Here is a 20,173-nt window from a genome sequence, read left to right on the forward strand (position 1 = left end):
TAAAATTTTACACATACAGATCTGAAGCTAAATTAAAGTTAAATTAAATTTATTAAAATTAATTTAAAAATTGTAAATACAACGAAACGCGGAAGTTAAGCGGTTGGCAGCGCTTCCAAATTAAAAAATGTTGTTAAAAAACCTACCAAAGTTTTTTCGTTATTATAGTTTTATTTAAAATTTTTTCAACCTTTTGTAAGGGTTTACAATATTGAAGTGTCAACACCTTTTTGGTTTATTAGCCTTTTTACGTAATTAAAAAAGATTAAAAAAATATGTACAAGCCCGTGAAATGTTAGTATAATTAAATTCGAAAAGTCGCTCGCTTTTCAGAAAAATAAAAAAAGGGTGGTTAGCTGATGAAGAAGTCAAAATTTTATGTGTTTATGACGCTGACTTTTGCCCTGTCGCTCGTCCTCGGCGCATGCGGCGGCGGAAGCAAAAACAGCAGTTCAGGCTCAAGCGGCGGTTCATCCAAAACCAAGCAAGTGCTGAATATGGATGAGACGGCTGAACTTCCGACAGGGGATCCGACACTTGCAACGGATGTCGCAAGTTTTACCGTTTTCGGTAGTACAATGGAAGGCCTTTATGTCGTTGGGAAAAACGATGAACTGAAGCTCGGGATTGCGAAAGCAGAACCGACAGTCAGCAAAGACGGCAAAACGTATACGTTTAAGCTCCGTGAAGACGCGAAATGGTCAAACGGCGATCCGGTTACGGCAAAAGACTTTGTTTACTCCTGGCAAAGGGCCGTGAATCCGAAGACAGGCTCACAATATGCCTATATTTTCGGAGGTGTCATTAAAAACGCCTCAGATATCATTGCCGGCAAAAAAGATCCAAGCACTTTAGGGGTAAAAGCGATTGATGACCACACATTGCAAGTCCAGCTTGAAAAACCGGTCCCTTACTTAAAATCATTGCTGGCTTTCGGCACGTATCTGCCGCTCAACCAAAAATTTGTTGAGTCAAAAGGCAGCAAGTTCGGGACAAATAGCGACAATATGTTGTTCAACGGCCCGTTCGTGTTGAAAGACTGGAACGGCACAGGCCTGACATGGAAATACGTGAAAAACCCGAATTACTATGACAAGAAACATGTGAAACTGAAACAGATCAATGTCCAGGTTGTGAAATCGCCAAGTACCGGGGTCAACTTGTACAATACGGGCAAAATCGACCGGACTGTTTTGAATGCTGAATACGCGAAACAATATAAAAACAACAAAGATGCGATGACAGTTCCGGAAGCTTCTGTTTTCTACTTCAAATACAATGAAGTCAGAAACGGAAAGAAAACCGCTCTGGCAAACAAAAATATCCGGATGGCGCTTTCAATGGCTTATGATAGAAAAGCATTTGTTAATACAGTGCTATCTAACGGGTCTTTCCCTGCAAACGGCTTAGTACCAAAAGACTTTGCAAAAGATCCGAAAAATGGCAAAGATTTCCGTACGGAATCCGGTTCTTACCTCCAGTATGATCCTGCAGAGGCAAAGAAATATTGGGAAAAGGGCTTGAAAGAATTAGGTACAAAATCATTGTCATTTGAAATTTTATCTGATGATACCGATACGGCTAAATCAACACTGGAATTCATGCAGAACCAGCTTGAAAAGAACTTGCCTGGTTTAAAAGTGACATTGAAAAATGTACCGTTTAAAAACCGCCTGCAGTTGGATACCAACCAGGACTACGATATTCAAGTTGCAGCATGGGGACCGGACTATAAAGACCCGATGACATTCCTCGACTTGTTTGTCACAAACGGGGATAACAACAATTCCGGCTATTCGAATAAAGAATACGATAAGCTGATTGATGAAGCGAAGAACAAATACGGCAATGATCCGGAAAAACGTTGGCAAATCATGCTGCAAGCTGAAAAAATCCTGATGGACGATGCGGCGATCGGCCCGATTTATCAACGTGCTACATTACGCCTTGTTAAACCGTATGTAAAAGGGATCGAGTACCATACATTCGGGCCGGATTACACATTTAAAGATGCATATGTTCAAAAGTAAGAAAACTGCATGACTTCAATTAAAAAGGTAAAAGAGAGTATTTTCTTTCCGAAATACTCTCTTTTCACCGTTAAGCGGATTTTTATGCGAAAAATTTAAACATTCCTTTTCTTTGGGAGGTGTCACGTGTGACGAAGTATATTGTGCAAAGGATTATTTATTTGTGCATTACCTTATTTATTATTGCTTCTTTTACGTTTTTCCTGATGAAATTTTTGCCGGGGACCCCGTTCCGGAACCAGCAAAAATTGTCAACGGAGCAGGTTCAAATCCTGAACCAGAAATACGGGCTGAATGAATCTATGCCTGTCCAGTATAAAAACTATATGGTGAATTTGCTGAAAGGGGATCTCGGTGTTTCTTTCCAGTTTGACAACCAGCCGGTTGCACAGCTGATTGCGGATAGGATGGAGCCGTCCTTGCAGTTGGGGATTCAGGCCATGATTGTCGGCACGTTAATTGGCATATTACTAGGCGTACTGGCGGCAATGTTTCAAAACACATGGATTGACTACGGAAGCACATTTCTTTCGGTCCTCGGTATATCCATTCCCTCGTTTGTATTTGCCGCAGTCCTGCAATATGTGATAGGCGCGAAACTGCAATGGCTGCCGGTTGCAGCTTGGGATGGGTTCGCCTCTTCGATCTTGCCCACGATTGCGCTCGCTATTTTTCCGGTTGCCACAGCTGCACGGTTTATGAGAACGGAGCTGATTGAAGTGTTCGGTTCCGATTACATTACGCTGGCGAGAGCAAAAGGGAATTCTTACGGGCAAATCGCCTTTAAGCACGCGATCCGGAACGCGCTGATTCCGCTTATTACGGTGCTTGGGCCGCTTGCCGTTAACTTGATGACCGGATCGATGGTTGTGGAACAAATTTTTGCTGTTCCCGGGATTGGCGAACAATTTGTTAAATCCATTCAAATGAATGATTACCCGATTATTATGGGGACAACCCTCTTTTTCTCATTCCTGTTAGTTTTGATTACATTAGTTGTCGACATTTTATACGGTGTCATTGACCCGAGAATTCGATTGGCCGGGGGGAATAAATCATGAACAACAACATAGAGGCATTGCCGAAAGAATTATTTGAACCCGCAGCCCCGGATCGTGAACAAAGTGAATTGATTGCCAAACCGCAACTGTCCTTTATGCAGGATGCATGGATGCGGATCCGCAAAAACAAAGGTGCGGTTGTCAGTTTGTTTGTGATTGTAATTTTAATTTTGATGGCGATCATTGGGCCGCATCTTTCCAAATCGGGTCCGTACGCGCAAGATACATCCAGGGCGAATTTGCCGCCAAGAATTCCTGTGATTGAAAAGCTCGGCATTTTTGACGGATCCCAGACGGTTGGCGGGCAAAAAGTGAACATGTATGAACAGAACCATATTCAAACGTATTACTGGTTCGGCACGGATGCTCTCGGCCGCGACTTGTTTGCAAGGGCATGGCAGGGGACGAGAATTTCCTTATATATCGCCTTCCTTGCGGCGTTGATCGATATGATCATCGGCGTTTCTTACGGCCTCATATCCGGATATAAAGGCGGGCAGGTCGATAACGTGATGCAGCGGATTATTGAAGTTTTGTCCGGCATCCCGAACTTGATTGTCGTTATCTTAATGCTGCTGATTTTCAAACCGGGGATCCTTTCCATCACGATTGCCATGGTGATCACCGGCTGGCTGAATATGGCGCGGGTCGTCCGCGGCCAGGTGTTAAAGCTGAAAAATATGGAGTACGTATTGGCAGCAAAGACACTTGGCGCTTCGAACATGCGGATTTTATTTAAACATCTGCTCCCGAATTTAACCGGGGTGATTATTATCAATACAATGTTCACCATTCCAAGTGCGATTTTCTTCGAAGCCTTTTTAAGTTTCATCGGGATCGGGCTCCAGTCCCCGGCTGCATCGCTTGGGACATTGATTGAAGACGGTTATAAGACATTCCAGTTCCTGCCGTATTTGATGGCAGTGCCGGGCACGATTATTTGTCTGCTGCTCGTTGCCTTCAACCTGCTGGCTGACGGTTTGCGTGATGCATTTGACCCGAAAATGCGCGATTAAGAAATGAGGTGAAGCCGAATGGAAAAGATTTTGCAAGTGAAAGACCTGAATATATCCTTTCACACTTTTGCCGGTGAAGTAAAAGCGATCCGCGGTGTGAGTTTTGATTTATATAAAGGGGAAACATTGGCCATCGTAGGGGAATCCGGTTCAGGGAAATCGGTGACGACGAAATCGATTATGCGGCTGTTGCCCCCGAACAATTCGGAAATCAAGTCGGGGCAAATCCTGTTCGGCGACGTCGACATTGCCAAAGTGTCAGAAAGAAAGATGCAGTCGATCCGCGGGAAAGAGATTTCGATGATTTTCCAGGATCCGATGACTTCTTTAAATCCGACCATGACAATCGGGAAGCAGATTATGGAGCCGCTTTTGAAACACCAGAAAATGCATAAAAATGAAGCGAAAAAACGCGCAATCGAACTGTTAAAACTGGTCGGCATCCCGAATGCGGAGATCCGTATCAAACAGTATCCCCACCAGTTTTCCGGCGGGATGCGGCAAAGGGTCGTCATTGCCATTGCCTTGGCGTGCAACCCGAAAATTTTAATTGCGGATGAACCGACAACGGCGCTTGATGTTACGATTCAGGCGCAAATTCTGGAACTGATGAAAAAACTGCAGTCCAAAATTGATACCTCCATTATTTTTATTACGCACGATTTGGGCGTGGTTGCCAATGTGGCAGACCGTGTTGCCGTCATGTACGGCGGGAAAATTGTCGAAATCGGAACAGTGGATGAAATTTTTTATAATCCAAAACATCCGTATACATGGGGGCTGATTAGTTCGATGCCGAGCCTCGATGTCAGGGATGAAGAACTGTACGCGATACCGGGCACCCCTCCGGATTTATTGAACCCTCCAAAAGGGGATGCCTTTGCGCCGCGCAATCCGTACGCACTTAAAATCGATTTGGAGCAGGAGCCGCCGATGTTTAAAGTGTCGGATACGCATTATGCCGCAACATGGCTTCTGCATCCGGACGCCCCAAAAGTGGAGCCGCCGGAAGCCGTGAAAAAGCGGATGTACAAGTTTAAAGGGAACGTGCGCCCGGTACCGGCTGAGGAGGGGAAGTAAAGTGGCAGTGAAAGAAAAACTGATCGAAGTCAAACATTTAAAACAATATTTCAATGTTGGAAGGGCAAATGAAGTCCGTGCTGTCGATGATCTCACATTTGATATTTACAAAGGCGAAACCCTCGGGCTTGTCGGCGAATCCGGCTGCGGCAAATCGACAACCGGGCGGACGATTATCCGCCTTTACAATGCAACGGCAGGGGAAGTTTTGTATGGCGGCAAAAATGTCCATGACAAAATGTCCCATAAAGAGCTGAAACAGTTCCGCCGGAAAATGCAAATGATTTTCCAGGATCCGTATGCTTCGCTCAATCCGCGCTTGAAAGTGGCCGATGTCATTGCGGAAGGAATTGATATCCACGGGCTTGCAAAATCAAATGAAGAACGGATGCACCGGGTTTATGAACTGCTGGAAACGGTCGGCTTAAGCAAAGAACACGCCAACCGTTATCCGCACGAATTCTCGGGCGGGCAGCGGCAGCGGATCGGGATCGCCAGGGCACTTGCGGTCGATCCTGAATTTATTATTGCTGACGAACCGATTTCAGCGCTGGACGTCTCAATTCAGGCGCAAGTTGTGAACCTGTTGAAAAAACTGCAGAAAGAACATCATTTAACGTATCTGTTCATTGCCCACGATTTGTCGATGGTGAAATATATCAGCGACCGGATCGGCGTCATGTATTTCGGCAAGCTTGTGGAACTGGCCGATGCCGATGATTTGTATAACCATCCGCTTCATCCGTACACGCAGTCCTTGCTATCCGCCATCCCGCTTCCGGACCCTGACTATGAACGGACACGGCAACGGAAAATTTACGACCCGTCCGTCCATCAATATAAGGAAGGCGAAGAAGTAAAAATGCGCGAAGTGGCGCCGCACCATTTTGTCTACTGTTCGGAAAGGGAACTCGAGCAGTACAAAAAAGCTTATAATGGCTGACCATTCTCAAGTGGGAAGAAGAACGCATGCCGGTTGAAGTGCGTTCTTCTTTTCGCTTTTTTATAAAAAAATGAAGAATAAGGGTTTAAATAGAGAGAATTGGGGAAAAAGAAGACTATTAAACCGGGGAAAAATACAACAAACTATTTTTCAAAAAAATATATTCAATAACGCGGATATAGTGTATAATACATAATAGAGATTGTTTGATTAAACTTATTTTAATGTGAGAATCAAATGGGAATCCAAATATAAAAATTTAGGAGTGTGAATGCTAGATGGTCACATTATACACTTCACCAAGTTGCACATCATGCAGAAAAGCAAGAAATTGGCTTGAAGAAAACCATATTGAGTATAAAGAGCGCAACATTTTTTCTGAACCGCTTTCACTGGATGAAATTAAAGGGATATTGCGGATGACGGAAGACGGGACGGACGAAATTATTTCCACCCGTTCGAAAACATTCCAAAAATTAAACGTTGATCTGGATGCCCTGCCGCTGCAGGAATTATACACTTTGATCCAGCAAAACCCCGGTTTATTAAGACGGCCGATTATCGTGGACGAAAAACGGCTGCAGGTCGGCTATAACGAAGATGAAATCCGCCGCTTCCTGCCGCGGAAAGTGCGGACATTCCAGCTCAGGGAAGCACAAAGGCTTGTGAATTGACAACTTTTATCATTTCTTTTGCCGGATGCCTTTCATCCGAAAGCGTAAACCGGCAAATCACCTCCCAGGTTCCGGCCCGGGAGGTTTTCTTCACCTTTTTGTCATAAAATTGTCAAATAATGAATATGTATTTAGAAAATTTTGTCTTGAATTTCTGCAGCAAATCGGATACAATACAAAAAAGATGCAAATGATCTTTTTTTGCCGGATGTTTAAGAAATGGGCCGGCGTGGAATTTTAAAAAGGAAAGTTTTTTTATTTCCATTTGCCAGTATTTTATCATAAAATAAAAGTACAAGGTTACCTATACCTGAATGGGGGAACATGTCCCTTCACTACACCTGCAAGAAGGGAGAGCTGATGTATGGAAATCGAAAGAATCAATGAGAACACGGTGAAGTTTTATATTTCGTACGTTGATATAGAGAAACGCGGGTTTAATCGTGAAGAAATCTGGTATGATCGGGAAAGAAGCGAAGAATTGTTCTGGGAAATGATGGATGAGATTCACACGGATGACGATGTATTTGACCCGGAAGGCCCGCTTTGGATACAGGTGCAGGCGCTCGAAAAAGGGCTGGAAGTGCTTGTCACAAAAGCGCAGTTGTCGAAAGACGGACAGCGTTTTGAGCTGCCGATTCCGGACGAAAAGCTGAAAGAACTGCCAATCGGCGACCAGCTTGAAGAATTCTTCAGTGAGAACTTCCAAACGCCGATGCAGCAGGTTTTCACGGACGGCGATCCGCTCGAACAGGTCTTGTATTTCAGGGACTTTGAAGATTTGCTGGCGCTGGCCAAAAACGTTCGGATGGAAGACGTCAGCACGAAGCTGTACGCCTTTGAAGGCAAATATTATCTGTATGTCCGCTTCCCGGAAGAGGAAACGGAAGAAGCCAATGACTTTAAGTTAAGCCAGCTGCTGGAGTATTCCGACCTTTCCTCTGTCACAAGCCACCGTCTCCTGGAATACGGAAAGCTGATCATTGACAGCAATGTATTTGCGAAATTAAACTCGTACTTTTAATCGATAAAAAATCGGTGCCGCAAACGCATCGATTTTTTTGTTTATCCGGAAAAAATTCATCCTGGCAAACAGGATTTTTCGCCCCGGGTGGTGAATGTATTCAATACGGCTGTGCATGGCGTTTATACAGATAAGGGCCGGTCAATCTAAGGCTTGCGGAGAGGCCGGCAACTGCATACGACCGAATGCCACGGCCAAACAAAAGCGGGACTGCCGGCTAGAGGGCCCGCCTACAGTTAAAAAAGGAGAGGATGCCGTTGCTTTCTGCGCTAAACGAGCGGGGGGAGCTGATCATGCTGACGGAACGCTTTACAAGATTGGATCTAAAGCAGTTAAAAACCTCCCATACGTTTTACTGTCGGGACTGCCGTGAACCCCTCATTTTAAAAATCGGCAGCCGTGTCACCCCCCATTTTTCCCATTACCGCCATTCCACTTGTGCCACATTTTCTGAACCGGAAAGCCCGATGCATTTGCAAGGCAAAAAAGACTTGTTTTTATGGTTGAGGGGGCAGGGGCTCGATGTTTCCCTCGAACAATATTTTCCTTCTATCCGGCAAAGGGCAGATCTTGTGGTGCGCAAATACCGGCAGCTTTTTGCCATTGAATACCAGTGTTCCCCGATCCCGTTTGAGCGGCTGATGGAGAGAACGGAAGGGTACAGGCACCTCGGCATTTTGCCTGTTTGGATACTGGGCGGTATGCCTTTCCGGTCCTCAGGGAAAGAGGCGGAAAGCGTGTACCGTTGCAGCGATTTTCAGTTGTCTTTTTTACGGCATACCCGGCACCACTTTTATTTATTCAGCTATGCTCCCGGCAAAAAGAAGGTCTGCCTCTTGTCCCACATGACGCCCATATCCGCCAAAACGTTCCACGCCTGTTACGCGGAAAAGCCGCTGTCTGCCTTTTCTTTTCCGTTTACAGATGACCAGTTTTCACTTGTTTCTGCCCCTGTGCCGCTTCCTGAATGGTTTGCGGAAAGGCGGCGCTGGATCGGCCTGAAGATTCAGTTTGGAAAAGCCTTTCAAGACCCGTTTTTACGGCACGTGTATGAAGCGGGAATGCACCCCGGGTCCCTGCCGCCGTTTATCGGCCTGCCGCTTTTGCACATGGCTGCCTGTAAACAGCATCCGGTCGAGTGGCAATTCTATATATGGCTGGATGCCCTTTTCGCATTGCGGACAAAAGCAGCGGTTTCACTGGACGAACTGCTGCGGCTGTTTACCGTGAGGATGGAAAAAAAGGAAATTGCATTCAGAAAGTCACCGTATGTACGCGAAAGGAACGCGGCGAAAGCGATGATTTATGAGTATGCGCAGCTGCTCGTTCAATTAGGGCTCTGGTCAAAAGGAAAAGCAGGCTACTATATGAATAAAAATGTTTTTGCGCCAAAAAATACAGAAGAACTTGAACATATGGAGCGCCATCTGTCTTCCGTGCTCGGGGCCGGTGTTTCAACCGGGAAAGCGGAACAGTAGCGGGATCAGGGGAGTTACGCTAAAATGAAAAAAGAAGGAATTTTTTGTGAAGAATGGAGGAAAATTGATGGAAAATGGGAAAAAAGTACACGCGTTGCCAAGCCGGGACGAGGTTCGTGAAGCATTAACCTGGAGGCTTGAGGATATTTTTCCAAGCGACGATGACTGGAATAAAGAATACCAAGCAGTAAAAGAAAAGCTGGCCGATGCCGCTTCTTATCAGGGGAAACTTGGCGAAAGCGCTGAACAGCTTTATCATGCGCTAAAGTTCCAGGATGAAGTGACAGAAAGGTTCGGCAAGCTGTATACATACGCGCATATGCGTTATGACCAGGATACAACGAATGCCTTTTATCAGGGGATAGACAGCAAAGCGAAAAGTCTTGCCGCCCAGGTTGGGAGCGCGTTTGCGTTTGTGGTGCCGGAAATTCTTTCGATTGAAGAAGCGAAACTGAACGAATTCCTGGAAGCTTATGAGCCGCTGCAATTGTACCGGCACGCATTGGAAGAAATCAATGAGATGCGCCCGCATATTTTATCGAAGGAAGAAGAAGCATTGCTCGCACAGGTTTCAGAAGTGTTGAATACTTCCAGCACCACTTTCGGCATGCTCAACAATGCAGACCTTGAGTTCCCAACTGTGATCGATGAAAACGGCAATGAAGTGCAGATCACGCACGGCCGTTTTACACGCCTGCTGGAAAGCAAAGACCGCCGCGTGCGCAAAGAGGCATTCCAGAAATTGTATGCGACCTACAAAAAATTCACCAACACGTTTGCGAGCACGCTCAGCGGCCAGGTGAAAAAGAACAATGTTGTTGCGCAAATCCGCCATTACCGTTCGGCGCGTGAAGCTGCCCTTTCGGCAAACCATATTCCTGAAAAAGTGTACGACCAGCTTGTGGAAACGGTGAACAAGCATCTCGGTTTGCTGCAGCGGTATGTTGCTTTGCGCAAAAAAGTGCTGCAGCTTGATGAAGTGCATATGTACGATCTGTATACGCCGCTTGTCCAGGACGCCGATATGGAAGTGACATATGAAAAAGCGAAAGAGATCGTGCTTGACGGACTCCATCCGCTCGGCGGGGAATACCAGGGCATTTTACAGCAGGCGTTTGAAAACCGCTGGATTGACGTGGTGGAAAACAAAGGCAAGCGGAGTGGGGCCTATTCTTCGGGCGCTTACGGGACCAATCCGTACATTTTGCTGAACTGGCAGGACAATATTGACAATGTGTTCACCCTCGCGCATGAGCTCGGCCACAGCGTCCACAGCTATTACACGCGGAAGAACCAGCCGTATCCGTACGGGGATTATTCCATTTTTGTGGCGGAAGTGGCTTCCACGTGCAATGAGGCGCTGTTGAACGATTATTTGTTAAAAACGATCAAAGACGAGAAACAGCGGATTTACTTATTGAATCATTATCTGGAAGGTTTCCGCGGGACGGTCTTCCGCCAGACGATGTTTGCCGAATTTGAGCATCTGATCCATCAAAAAGCGCAACATGGCGAAGCGCTGACAGCGGAACTTTTGACAGATGAGTATTATAAGCTGAACCAAAAATACTTTGGCACGGATATCGCCATCGATCAGGAAATCGGGCTTGAGTGGGCACGCATTCCGCATTTTTATTACGATTATTATGTATATCAGTATGCGACCGGCTTCAGCGCCGCGACCGCATTAAGCAAACAAATCCTCGAAGAAGGGGAACCGGCTGTCAAACGCTATATCGGCTATTTGAGCGCCGGCAGCTCGGAATATCCGATTGAAGTATTGAAAAAAGCAGGCGTCGATATGACGTCACCCCAACCGGTCGAAGATGCGTTAAAAGTTTTTGAAGAAAAATTAACGGAAATGGAAAACTTGCTCGGATAAAGAAACAACGGCGGAATTTTTCCGCCGCTCATTTTGTATGGGACACTTTTTGTAGATAAGGGAGCAGGCCCGCGGCGTTGTTTTTTAAGCCGCTTGCCGCCTGTTAAATCTTTTAAAACGGTTGCATTAAAAGTATTTGAAGAAAAATTAACGGAAATGGAAAACTTGCTCGGATAAAGAAACAGCGGCGGAATTTTTCCACCGCTCAATTTGTATGGGACACTTTTTGTAGATAAGGGAGCAGGGTAGCAAGCGTTGTTTTTTAAGCCGCTTGCCGCCTGTTAAATCTTTTAAAACGGTTGCATTAAAAGTATTTGAAGAAAAATTAACGGAAATGGAAAACTTGCTCGGATAAAGAAACAGCGGCGGAATTTTTCCACCGCTCAATTTGTATGGGACACTTTTTGTAGATAAGGGAGCAGGCCCGCGGCGTTGTTTTTTAAGCCGCTTGTTACAAGTGGCGCCTGTTAAACCCTTTAAAACGGTTGCGGCGGTTTACATGCAAAAGCAGCGCGAAGATGGCCGCGAACAAAAGCGTGGACGTGAGAAAAAGAGGGAGAAGCTTCATCAGGCCGAGCAGATTCAGGCAGAATAAAGCGCAGAAACCGGCGGCAAGTGCGATAAGTTTACATTTTTTCATATCCACCAGGCTCCTTTCATCAGGTTTACACAGTCTCGGTCTTCTGTTATTTACACAGCTTCAGTGCTATTTTATGAACAGGCTGACGCGGTATGCAAAATTTAAATTTGACAGATGTGTGAACTATTTAACAAGTACTTGCATACCGGATAGGGGGATGTTATTATATAGATGTGAAGTTGATCACAAGCAAACATACCCCTTTGTTTGACCGTGAAAAATTTCTCCCATCCCCTTTGTTCGTGTTGAAAGAGGCCTTGCAAACGCAAGGCCTCTTTCTTTTTTAGGGATTGGCAAGGATGTTTGGAAAAAATAAATGCAAGCATTTTATGGAAAATCCAGGACGCGAAAGCTGATTCAACACATGGAGAAGACAAACGCACGCATTTTCGTAAATCAAACTCAAAATCGGATTCGTTCAGCAAGCCTTATTTTAAAATATAAAAATCCCCTGCCAGAGACAAGGGTCAGTTGATATATTTCCAGAATGAGCCGTGCTTTCCTTCGATTTTCCGAACCTTTTGCTGAAGAACGAGCTTTTTCAATTCTTTTTCGGCTTCATGGACCGGCAGATCGTATACCACCGCAATTTCCTTTGATGCCACAAACCCGAAATACTTCAGAAATTCCTCCAATGGGGGGAGCGGCAATGGTGAAGGCTCTTTGCCCAGCATCTCCTGAAGAACTTGTACATAAATATCATAAGAATAGAGTCCGGAAATTTTTAATCCTTCATCTTCAATATGTTCATTAAAGAAAACAAGCGACGGGCTTTCGGTTACTTCCATTTCCGACGTAATTTTCAAATCGCACTGAAAAGCCTTCGCTGCGCTTTCGGAATGGATGTCATGCAAAAATTCGTCGACATCGATGGAAGCGCCTTTTGCACAATCCACTAAAATTTGGATATCCGATATATTTCGTTTTTCAAGAAAGACGAGCTCCTGTACTTTCCGCAAAAACCGCAATCCCTGTTTCTTTCCCTGCAGTTCGGCCGCTTTTATCGCAATCGACACGATATAAGGCGACGTAATCGGGTTTTCAATCCATAAACTGCCGTCGCAGGACATGCCGGTGCGGCTCGCCGTTTTTTCCCAGTAATCCGCAATCGCTTCCCGTTTTTTCGGAATGTCGTTCAGATTGGATAATTTTCCGATCAGCACATGGCGGAGGCGGAAATAGACGCCATACTCGAGACGCAGCTTTTTTAAAACCGGTTCCAGCGCCCAGCATTCCGGGCAAAGCGGATCGATAAAAACGTAGATTTCCAGCGGCTTCTTTGAAAAACAGCTGGAATGTTTCATTAAATCAATCATGTTTTTCAATTTGCGTCACCTGGCACATCATCCGGAGTATTGACCATATGCTGTGCGGTCAGGACAAGCCTTTGAAAAAAGAAGTCGCGGAATTCGCCGTCAATCCCTGTTTCGTCCATTGCGGCACTCATGCAGGACAGCCATGCTTTGGCGCGTTTAGGCGTAACTTCATGTGGCAGGTGCCGCGCCCTGAGCATCGGATGCCCGTGCTCTTCCGTGTACAGCGGGGGACCGCCCAAAAACTGCGTTAAAAACTGCTTCTGCTTCCTGGCAACTTCCGTTAAATCATCAGGAAAAATCGGGATTAAATCCGGATGTTTGGCGACCCGCTTGTAAAACGCATCAACAAGCCGGCCAAGTTTTTCTCCCCCAATGATCTCATATGGCACAGTTTTCTTTTCCACCATAGAATAACTGCTCCTTTATCTCGTTTTTATCTTGCGTATATTTGAAATCGACGGAAAGGTTTGCTCATTAAAATTTTTGTCGACATATCTGCCATTTGTTCTTTATTTTATCAAGGGGGCCGCAATAACTCAAACAATCCGCTTTATTTGGCAAACTTTCATAACTTCCTAAGACTTGCTGAAACAGGCGTTAGTTATAATATTCATTTGGAAAACCTGCGCGATCGGCTTGATGAAAGACAAATCATAAGGCTGTATACGTGGTAATGTCCTTCACCGGGTTGATGAAGGACAAAACATGCGCCGCCAACCATTAAAATGTCCTTCATCGGGATGATGAAAGACAAAACATATGCCCCAAAATATTAAAATGTCCTTCATACGGCAAATGAAAGACAAAGACAAAAAAGTGGAGCCTTGACCGGGCAATGCCCCTCATCAGCTTCAGAAATTTCCCCGTAAAAAAAATGCCGCACAGGGCGGCGGGTTTCAATCGTTATGCCAAATGATTCATAATCGATGAGACGTATTGCTGTGTTTCTTTGAATGGCGGAATACCGCCGTACCGGTCGACATTGCCGGGGCCTGCATTATAGGCGGCCAATGCAAGCCGGGCATTGTTATCGTATTTTCCCAGCAAAGATTTTAAATACTTTGTGCCGGCGTCCACGTTTTGTTCCGGGTCAAGTACATTGCTTACACCGAGCGAGGCCGCTGTTTCCGGCATCAGCTGCATCAAGCCTGCTGCGCCAGCCGGACTGACTGCATCCGGACGATAACCGGATTCCTGTTTGATGACAGCTTGAATGAGCTTTTCCGGGACACCGTATTTTGCGGATGCTTGCTGGATCGCCTGGCTGATTTTCGCCGGGATTCCGCCACTGACGGAAGCGGCTGTTGTCTGCGTGCTTTCTGAAGCTGAATTTTGTGCAGAAGCGGAAAAAGCCGCGCTTGTTCCTGCCTGCGCAGTAGCTGCTGTCGCTTTACCGGACAAAGTGCTTAATCCCGTAAAGGCAGGCAACGTGGTAAGCACCGGATTTTCCCCTGTTAAAGAAGACAATGAATTGAACGCCGGATTTAAAGTTGCTGCCAGGGATGATAACACCCCGGATTCGTCTTTACCGCTTGCGCCAGCAGCCGTTTCATTTTCCTTTGCTTCTTCTAAAAAGCTTGACAGCATCTCTTGAAAAAGGGAGGTGCTGTTGCCCGTTTGAGCAGCATTGCTGCCGGGAGAAAGCGACCGCAGCGCCTCCAGTTCCATTAAAGACGCGAGTTGGCTGATTGTACTCATTTCTCATTGCTCCTTTTTGCCTCATAAAAGCGGAGAACCTTGTTTTTTGCCGGATGGTGCGGGATGCCGTACGATTCCAGCAATTTTAAAAACTGCTTTGTGCCTGTTTCCAGTTCACTTACTTCATATTCTATCTCAAAATCTTCCTCGTTTAAATAAAAATTATGGTCAAATACGAGCAGCCCGCCTTCATATGCGATTTCAGCCCGCTTCGTTGTAAGTTTTCCAAAATACACCAATTTACTTGGCGCCACTTCTAGTTCCATTAATTTTTCCATGACTTCGCCTTCCGGAAAACCGCTCCCATTTTTAAGCTTTTGAAAAACCTTTTCGCCAATCATTTGGCTTGTTTCCAGCAGTCCGGTTTCCTCCGGCGTTTTTAGGGTGAGCTGGAAGTACCCTGCTTTTTTCCGGACACGCAAGGCCGATCTTTTATGTTTTAAAGCAAAATCAGGTGTATCAAAATAAAAGTTTTCCTGCTGTTTAAAATCATGTTCCGCGATGCCAAAAGCCCGGGCAAGCCGGCAGAAATCGCGGCAGGTGACCATATTTTTACATTCAATTTCAATTTCTTTGCTCATGATAAGCCCTCACTTCCATCTTCATTATACTAAAGCGAATCCCTTCCTTAAAGTGTCTATTCTCTGTGGAGATATGGTAAAATAAAATGGAATTGAAACTTTGTTTTCCGGCGGGAAGGAGAGGGAGGGAAGCAGATTGCGCAATATCATTGAACTGGGAAAGCCTGAATGGAAAGACGGGATCCTTCAACTGCATGCTGAGCGCCCGGACGTTTCCATGCAGCACCTGAAGCCGGGAGGGCAAATGATCGTCGATTCGGATGCCTGTGCCTTTATCTATCTGGCTGAAGACGACGGCGATGAAGATTATACATATTTATATTTGCCTGTTCCGGTTTGGAAAGAGATTCGGACGGCGGCATTTGAACATAAAAAAGTGGTTGCTGTTTCAAAAGATGGGAAATTGGAGCTTACCGGGCTTGATGAGGAACTTCAATTTTTGCTCGATAATATCCGAGGCAACAGCAATTACGGAAAAAAGATGCTGGATAAGGTAGAGGCCGTTTTTGCATTGGAATGAGATCCGAAGAGGTGATCAGGCAGTGGATTGGGAGGAATTTTTAACCCCGTATAAACAGGCTGTTGATGAATTAAAAGTAAAGTTAAAGGGGATGCGCACCCAATTTGAAAAAGAGCATACCCATTGCCCGATTGAGTTTGTGACAGGGCGGGTAAAGCCGGTAGCAAGCATTATAGAAAAAGCGAACATAAAAGGCATCCCGCTTGACCGGCTGGAGGCGGAAATGCAAGATATCGCCGGGCTCAGGATGATGTGCCAGTTTGTCGATGATATCAAACTGGTCGTCGGGCTTCTCAGACGCCGGAACGATTTCCGGATTGTTGAAGAAAAAGACTATATTTCGAATAAAAAACCGAGCGGCTACCGGTCTTATCATGTCATTATTGAATATCCGGTACAAACGATCCGCGGGGAAAAGAAAATTCTTGCGGAGATCCAGATCCGGACGCTGGCGATGAATTTTTGGGCGACGATTGAACATTCTTTAAACTATAAGTATAAAGGCAGGTTTCCCGAAGAAATTAATTTGCGGCTGAAGCGGGCTGCCGAAGCCGCTTTCCGCCTTGATGAAGAAATGTCTGAGATCCGTGAAGAAATTCAGGAAGCCCAAATGTATTTTTCGAAAAACAAAGAGCGCGCGGAACGAAAAAAGCCATGAAACCGGCGGCAAAAAAAGAAGGGGAGGAGAAGCAGCTTGAAATTTGCCATCACTTCTAAAGGGGATACGGAATCCAATATATGGATGCATAAAATGCGTTCTTATTTGCAGGATTTCGGGCTTGTTTACGACGAGGCACAACCGGATATCGTGATCTCGGTCGGCGGGGACGGCACGCTTCTGTATGCTTTTCACCGCTACAGTTCCCGGCTTGACCGGACGGCTTTTGTCGGGGTGCATACCGGCCATCTCGGCTTTTATGCTGACTGGGTGCCGGATGAGATTGAGGAGCTGGTCGATGCCATCGCCCATAAAACTTACACGACGGTGGACTACCCGCTTCTTGAAGTGATGATTGCGTATGAGCACGGCGGCCACGAAACGCGTTACCTTGCGTTAAATGAGTCAACAGTCAAATGCGTGGACGGCACATTTGTCATCGATGTGGAGATCAATGGCCGGCATTTTGAGCGTTTCCGCGGTGACGGATTATGCCTTGCCACACCAAGCGGCAGTACGGCTTATAACAAGGCGCTCGGCGGGGCCATTGTCCACCCTTCCCTGCAGTCGATCCAGCTCACCGAGATGGCATCCATTAACAATAAAGTGTTCCGGACAATCGGCTCGCCGCTTATTTTGCCGGGGCACCATACTTGTGTATTGCGCCCGGTCCGGCAAAAAGATTTTTTGGTAACCGTTGATCATTTAACACTGCTCCATAAGGAAGTCCGGTCCATCCAGTACCGCGTGGCAAAAGAAAAAATCCGGTTTGCCCGCTTCAGGCCGTTTCCTTTCTGGAAGAGGGTGCATGATTCTTTTATTTCGGATTAGGTGAAAACATGTTGACATTATCGTGGACAATTACAGAAGATGAGGCACATCAGGAATTGAAAGAGTTTTTAAAAACGCGCCATATCTCGAAACGGGCGCTTGCGGATATTAAATTCCGCGGCGGGCTGATCCTTGTGAACGGCCGCGAAGTAACGGTTCGCTATCGCTTGCAGCCGGGCGATGCGGCCGCCATTGTTTTTCCAAAAGAAACCCCGAGCCCCAATCTTACGCCCGAAAACATTCCGTTCGGCCTTGTCTATGAAGATGAAAGCGTGCTTGTTGCCGATAAGCCGGCGTTTATGAATACAATCCCTTCCCGCGAGCACCCGTCCGCAAGCCTTGCCAATGCGGTGCTCGGCCATTACCGGAAAAACGGGATAGAATCCGCGGTCCATGTTGTGACCCGGCTTGACCGAAACACATCCGGGCTTGTCCTGATCGCAAAAAATCGTTATATCCACCATTTATGCAGCCTGATGCAGCAAAAGCATGTAATTTGCCGGACGTACGAAGCGCTCGCGGAAGGGGCTTTTACTGAAAAAAGCGGCACAATTGAAGCCCCGATCGGGAGAAAAGAGACGAGCATTATAGAACGCGAAGTCCGGGACGATGGCCAGTTTGCGCGCACCCATTATGAAGTGGTCCGGCAATTTCCGGCATATGCACATGTGCGTCTCCGGCTTGACACCGGCAGGACGCACCAGATCCGTGTCCATCTTTCCTATATCGGCCACCCGCTTCTCGGCGACAGCCTGTACGGTGGCAACACGAGCCGCTTCACCCGGCAGGCGCTCCATTGCAGTGAGCTTTCATTTCAGCACCCGGTTTCAGGGAAAGAAATGCATTTCCTTTCTAAACCGCCCTTTTTGGATCTTCTTTGATGTTGATTCGGATTTCCCTGCTTCTGATGCCAGCGTTTAGTTTACGGCATGGGCGTTTATCCTTAATTTTGCTGTTGCATGTTCTTTTCTCCCCGGGACTTTATGATTGCTACAGGATGTCCTGAAAAAGCTCAACGCTCTAAAAAAACATGAAGATGGTTATTCCATTATTGCCATGTGGAACGGGGAACGTCAAAATGATTTTATTAAAGCTTAGTTTTTCTACTTTTTTAACTACTCCAATTTGTATATAGAAAAATAAATGCCGATAAAGGAATAATGATTAAAGAAGAATAATATAAAAAAGCCTCTAAAAGAGAAAGTTTCCTTTCTCTTTTAGTTCTTTTTAAATGTCGAGAATAGCCTGCCGCATATACTAGGGTAAGTAGTTGAGTTAGAAAAAGTAAATTATTTAATGTCACGATTGTTTATTCTCCTTTTAGCTGACTGGTTCGGCACCACCTATGCGGATACTGGGTTAACAAATAAACCGGTGGCAACAAGCTTTCCAGCAGCAAGCCAATTCCCCCTTTTCGACTTCTCGCGCAACTTCCTGTGCCATTGATTTGCTGATGTTAAGCGCATCTTGTAAACACCTTGTGAAAGCGTTTTCCTTTAATTGAACACCTTATGATTCGTTGATAAAATCTACAAAATTTTTAATAACTTTCTTTTCTTCATTAAAAGAAGGGCTTTCAAGTTCTTTCTGGTTAATTGTATATTCTCTCGATTTATTTTTTATCATAACATGTTCTAATATAGGGCTTACTGAATCAGTAAAATTTCTGGATTTGGCAAGGCTACTGACAGCTTTAACAACCATTTTAATGCAAGAGTTTTACAACAAATCCAAGGAAATGATTGCCCTCGAAAGCCGATTCAACGTATGGAGAAGATCAAAAGGTTTCTTCTATATTTTTGAGGTTGCAGACAAATTGGGCACAAACTCAGCGTCGGATCCGTTCAGCAAGCCCTAATATAATTCATGGTGTCTTGAGTCTGTTATAATTGTTCTTTAGAAAGATTGTTATAGAACTCATTCCATGAAGTAGACAAGTTAAAACATACTTCTATGGATTTTTTTCTCTGGGAAGGGATGCCAAATGCTTCTCAATTCAGGCGAACGTCCTGAACTTTTCTTCCACATATGGCATTGAAGAGGGGACGGAGACGGTTTCAATTTCCGGATACCGGAGTGCTGTCAGTTTGCCGCCGAATACGCAGCCGGTATCAATATTGACCGTGTGGCCGATCAATCGCGGTTCTTTCACCGGCGTATGCCCGTATACAATCCAGCCTTCCCCCTCATCATTTTTCGCCCAGTCGCGGCGCACCGGTGTCCCGTCCGGATTGGTTTCCCCGTTAATATCACCGTAAAGGATAAAAGTCTGCACCGATTTATTCATCTTCCCAATATCTTTGCGCCGGATGCCGGCATGGGCGATGACTAGCTTGCCGCCGTCTAGAACAAGATAAAGCGGGGATTTCTCATACAGTTCCATAAATTGTTTGCTGTGCCGTTCCCGTTCTTTTACGGGGAGCGCCTCCAGTTCCGCCACCGTTGTTTCAAGGCCGTGCTTCTGCTGGACATTTCTCCCTAAAAAATATCGGTACAGCTTGTTGCAGTGGTTTCCGGGGACATACAGGCCAAGCTTCTTTTTCCACAATCGATAGACAGTATCGGCCACTTCCAAAGATGCCGGCCCGCGGTCTGTCAGATCACCGACAAAACCAAGCAGCCGGCCACCTGGATGAACGGGCATACCGTTTTCCCATTGATACCCCAGTTTTTCCGTAAGCTTCCTGAATTCCGCCATGCAGCCATGTATATCCCCAATGATATCGATTTTCATTGAACTC

At 45.8% G+C, this 20,173-nt stretch carries 19 protein-coding genes; 13 read left to right on the forward strand and 6 right to left on the reverse strand.

Annotated features, from left to right (window positions below; all coding sequences use genetic code 11):
- Positions 1-359: 359 nt before the first annotated feature.
- From P9687_RS10020 to pepF, 9 genes are all read left to right on the forward strand, one after another.
- On the forward strand, positions 360-2,030 hold the full coding sequence (locus tag P9687_RS10020; RefSeq protein WP_061577838.1) for a peptide ABC transporter substrate-binding protein: 1,671 nt from the start codon (positions 360-362) through the stop codon (positions 2,028-2,030).
- 128 nt (positions 2,031-2,158) lie between these two features.
- Positions 2,159-3,091 carry an oligopeptide ABC transporter permease gene (gene opp3b, locus P9687_RS10025; RefSeq protein WP_035189781.1) on the forward strand — a complete coding sequence of 311 codons (933 nt, stop codon included), beginning with the start codon at positions 2,159-2,161 and terminating at the stop codon, positions 3,089-3,091.
- Positions 3,088-4,107 (forward strand): oligopeptide ABC transporter permease, encoded by a 1,020-nt coding sequence (gene opp3C, locus P9687_RS10030; RefSeq protein ID WP_035189779.1) that lies wholly within the window; start codon positions 3,088-3,090, stop codon positions 4,105-4,107. Before opp3b ends, opp3C begins: the two co-directional genes overlap by 4 nt.
- Before the next feature lie 18 nt (positions 4,108-4,125).
- The gene (locus tag P9687_RS10035) at positions 4,126-5,187 is read left to right on the forward strand and encodes an ABC transporter ATP-binding protein (RefSeq protein ID WP_061575846.1); all 1,062 of its coding nucleotides are present in this window, start codon (positions 4,126-4,128) and stop codon (positions 5,185-5,187) included.
- Position 5,188: 1 nt separating this feature from the next.
- A complete protein-coding gene (locus tag P9687_RS10040; RefSeq protein ID WP_029141810.1) occupies positions 5,189-6,130 on the forward strand; it encodes an ABC transporter ATP-binding protein in 942 nt (313 codons plus the stop codon).
- 278 nt (positions 6,131-6,408) lie between these two features.
- Positions 6,409-6,804: a transcriptional regulator SpxA gene (gene spxA / locus P9687_RS10045; RefSeq protein WP_013858789.1), complete on the forward strand. Its 396-nt coding sequence runs from the start codon at positions 6,409-6,411 to the stop codon at positions 6,802-6,804.
- A 364-nt stretch (positions 6,805-7,168) separates the two neighbouring features.
- Entirely contained in the window at positions 7,169-7,828 is a 660-nt protein-coding gene (gene mecA, locus P9687_RS10050; protein ID WP_061577837.1) for an adaptor protein MecA, read from the forward strand.
- 293 nt (positions 7,829-8,121) lie between these two features.
- Positions 8,122-9,306, forward strand: a complete 1,185-nt coding sequence (locus P9687_RS10055) for a competence protein CoiA (RefSeq protein WP_230090526.1) — start codon at positions 8,122-8,124, stop codon at positions 9,304-9,306.
- A gap of 67 nt (positions 9,307-9,373) precedes the next feature.
- Positions 9,374-11,188 carry an oligoendopeptidase F gene (pepF, locus tag P9687_RS10060; protein ID WP_168985946.1) on the forward strand — a complete coding sequence of 605 codons (1,815 nt, stop codon included), beginning with the start codon at positions 9,374-9,376 and terminating at the stop codon, positions 11,186-11,188.
- A 451-nt stretch (positions 11,189-11,639) separates the two neighbouring features.
- Here the strand turns inward: pepF and P9687_RS10065 are convergent, their stop codons facing one another.
- The 5 genes from P9687_RS10065 to P9687_RS10085 all read right to left on the reverse strand — a co-directional run bounded on the left by P9687_RS10065 (position 11,640) and on the right by P9687_RS10085 (position 15,423).
- Positions 11,640-11,828 carry a hypothetical protein gene (locus P9687_RS10065; RefSeq protein WP_014095724.1) on the reverse strand — a complete coding sequence of 63 codons (189 nt, stop codon included), beginning with the start codon at positions 11,826-11,828 and terminating at the stop codon, positions 11,640-11,642.
- Between the two features lie 467 nt (positions 11,829-12,295).
- Positions 12,296-13,153 (reverse strand): ClpXP adapter SpxH family protein, encoded by an 858-nt coding sequence (locus P9687_RS10070; protein ID WP_014095723.1) that lies wholly within the window; start codon positions 13,151-13,153, stop codon positions 12,296-12,298.
- The gene (locus P9687_RS10075; protein ID WP_014095722.1) at positions 13,150-13,551 is read right to left on the reverse strand and encodes a globin domain-containing protein; all 402 of its coding nucleotides are present in this window, start codon (positions 13,549-13,551) and stop codon (positions 13,150-13,152) included. Before P9687_RS10075 ends, P9687_RS10070 begins: the two co-directional genes overlap by 4 nt.
- A gap of 496 nt (positions 13,552-14,047) precedes the next feature.
- On the reverse strand, positions 14,048-14,842 hold the full coding sequence (locus tag P9687_RS10080; protein ID WP_168985947.1) for a lytic transglycosylase domain-containing protein: 795 nt from the start codon (positions 14,840-14,842) through the stop codon (positions 14,048-14,050).
- Positions 14,839-15,423 carry a CYTH domain-containing protein gene (locus P9687_RS10085; protein ID WP_019721838.1) on the reverse strand — a complete coding sequence of 195 codons (585 nt, stop codon included), beginning with the start codon at positions 15,421-15,423 and terminating at the stop codon, positions 14,839-14,841. The genes P9687_RS10080 and P9687_RS10085 overlap by 4 nt, the downstream gene beginning before the upstream one ends.
- Before the next feature lie 136 nt (positions 15,424-15,559).
- On the opposite strand from P9687_RS10085, the gene P9687_RS10090 reads away from it, so the two are divergent.
- The 4 genes from P9687_RS10090 to P9687_RS10105 are packed head-to-tail and all read left to right on the forward strand — an operon-like array spanning position 15,560 to position 18,313.
- Positions 15,560-15,943 carry a hypothetical protein gene (locus P9687_RS10090; protein ID WP_014095717.1) on the forward strand — a complete coding sequence of 128 codons (384 nt, stop codon included), beginning with the start codon at positions 15,560-15,562 and terminating at the stop codon, positions 15,941-15,943.
- A 22-nt stretch (positions 15,944-15,965) separates the two neighbouring features.
- On the forward strand, positions 15,966-16,601 hold the full coding sequence (locus P9687_RS10095; protein ID WP_172653432.1) for a GTP pyrophosphokinase: 636 nt from the start codon (positions 15,966-15,968) through the stop codon (positions 16,599-16,601).
- 36 nt (positions 16,602-16,637) lie between these two features.
- Positions 16,638-17,432: an NAD kinase gene (locus P9687_RS10100; protein ID WP_017551790.1), complete on the forward strand. Its 795-nt coding sequence runs from the start codon at positions 16,638-16,640 to the stop codon at positions 17,430-17,432.
- 8 nt (positions 17,433-17,440) lie between these two features.
- On the forward strand, positions 17,441-18,313 hold the full coding sequence (locus P9687_RS10105) for an RluA family pseudouridine synthase (RefSeq protein WP_168985948.1): 873 nt from the start codon (positions 17,441-17,443) through the stop codon (positions 18,311-18,313).
- Between the two features lie 1,115 nt (positions 18,314-19,428).
- Here the strand turns inward: P9687_RS10105 and prpE are convergent.
- On the reverse strand, positions 19,429-20,166 hold the full coding sequence (prpE, locus tag P9687_RS10110; RefSeq protein WP_035182034.1) for a bis(5'-nucleosyl)-tetraphosphatase PrpE: 738 nt from the start codon (positions 20,164-20,166) through the stop codon (positions 19,429-19,431).
- Between the last annotated feature and the right edge of the window lie 7 nt (positions 20,167-20,173).

The sequence above is a fragment of the Weizmannia sp. CD-2023 genome, from assembly GCF_036225245.1.
Lineage (GTDB): Bacteria > Bacillota > Bacilli > Bacillales > Bacillaceae_C > Weizmannia > Weizmannia faecalis.

Bases quoted from the DNA above. Each gene is read 5' to 3' on its own strand.
- prpE (WP_035182034.1), bottom strand. From the start codon at position 20,166: ATGAAAATCGATATCATTGGGGATATACATGGCTGCATGGCGGAATTC.
- P9687_RS10065 (WP_014095724.1), bottom strand. From the start codon at position 11,828: ATGAAAAAATGTAAACTTATCGCACTTGCCGCCGGTTTCTGCGCTTTA.
- pepF (WP_168985946.1), top strand. From the start codon at position 9,374: ATGGAAAATGGGAAAAAAGTACACGCGTTGCCAAGCCGGGACGAGGTT.
- P9687_RS10080 (WP_168985947.1), bottom strand. From the start codon at position 14,842: ATGAGTACAATCAGCCAACTCGCGTCTTTAATGGAACTGGAGGCGCTG.
- mecA (WP_061577837.1), top strand. From the start codon at position 7,169: ATGGAAATCGAAAGAATCAATGAGAACACGGTGAAGTTTTATATTTCG.
- P9687_RS10035 (WP_061575846.1), top strand. From the start codon at position 4,126: ATGGAAAAGATTTTGCAAGTGAAAGACCTGAATATATCCTTTCACACT.
- P9687_RS10085 (WP_019721838.1), bottom strand. From the start codon at position 15,423: ATGAGCAAAGAAATTGAAATTGAATGTAAAAATATGGTCACCTGCCGC.
- spxA (WP_013858789.1), top strand. From the start codon at position 6,409: ATGGTCACATTATACACTTCACCAAGTTGCACATCATGCAGAAAAGCA.
- P9687_RS10105 (WP_168985948.1), top strand. From the start codon at position 17,441: ATGTTGACATTATCGTGGACAATTACAGAAGATGAGGCACATCAGGAA.
- P9687_RS10075 (WP_014095722.1), bottom strand. From the start codon at position 13,551: ATGGTGGAAAAGAAAACTGTGCCATATGAGATCATTGGGGGAGAAAAA.
- P9687_RS10020 (WP_061577838.1), top strand. From the start codon at position 360: ATGAAGAAGTCAAAATTTTATGTGTTTATGACGCTGACTTTTGCCCTG.
- P9687_RS10055 (WP_230090526.1), top strand. From the start codon at position 8,122: ATGCTGACGGAACGCTTTACAAGATTGGATCTAAAGCAGTTAAAAACC.
- opp3C (WP_035189779.1), top strand. From the start codon at position 3,088: ATGAACAACAACATAGAGGCATTGCCGAAAGAATTATTTGAACCCGCA.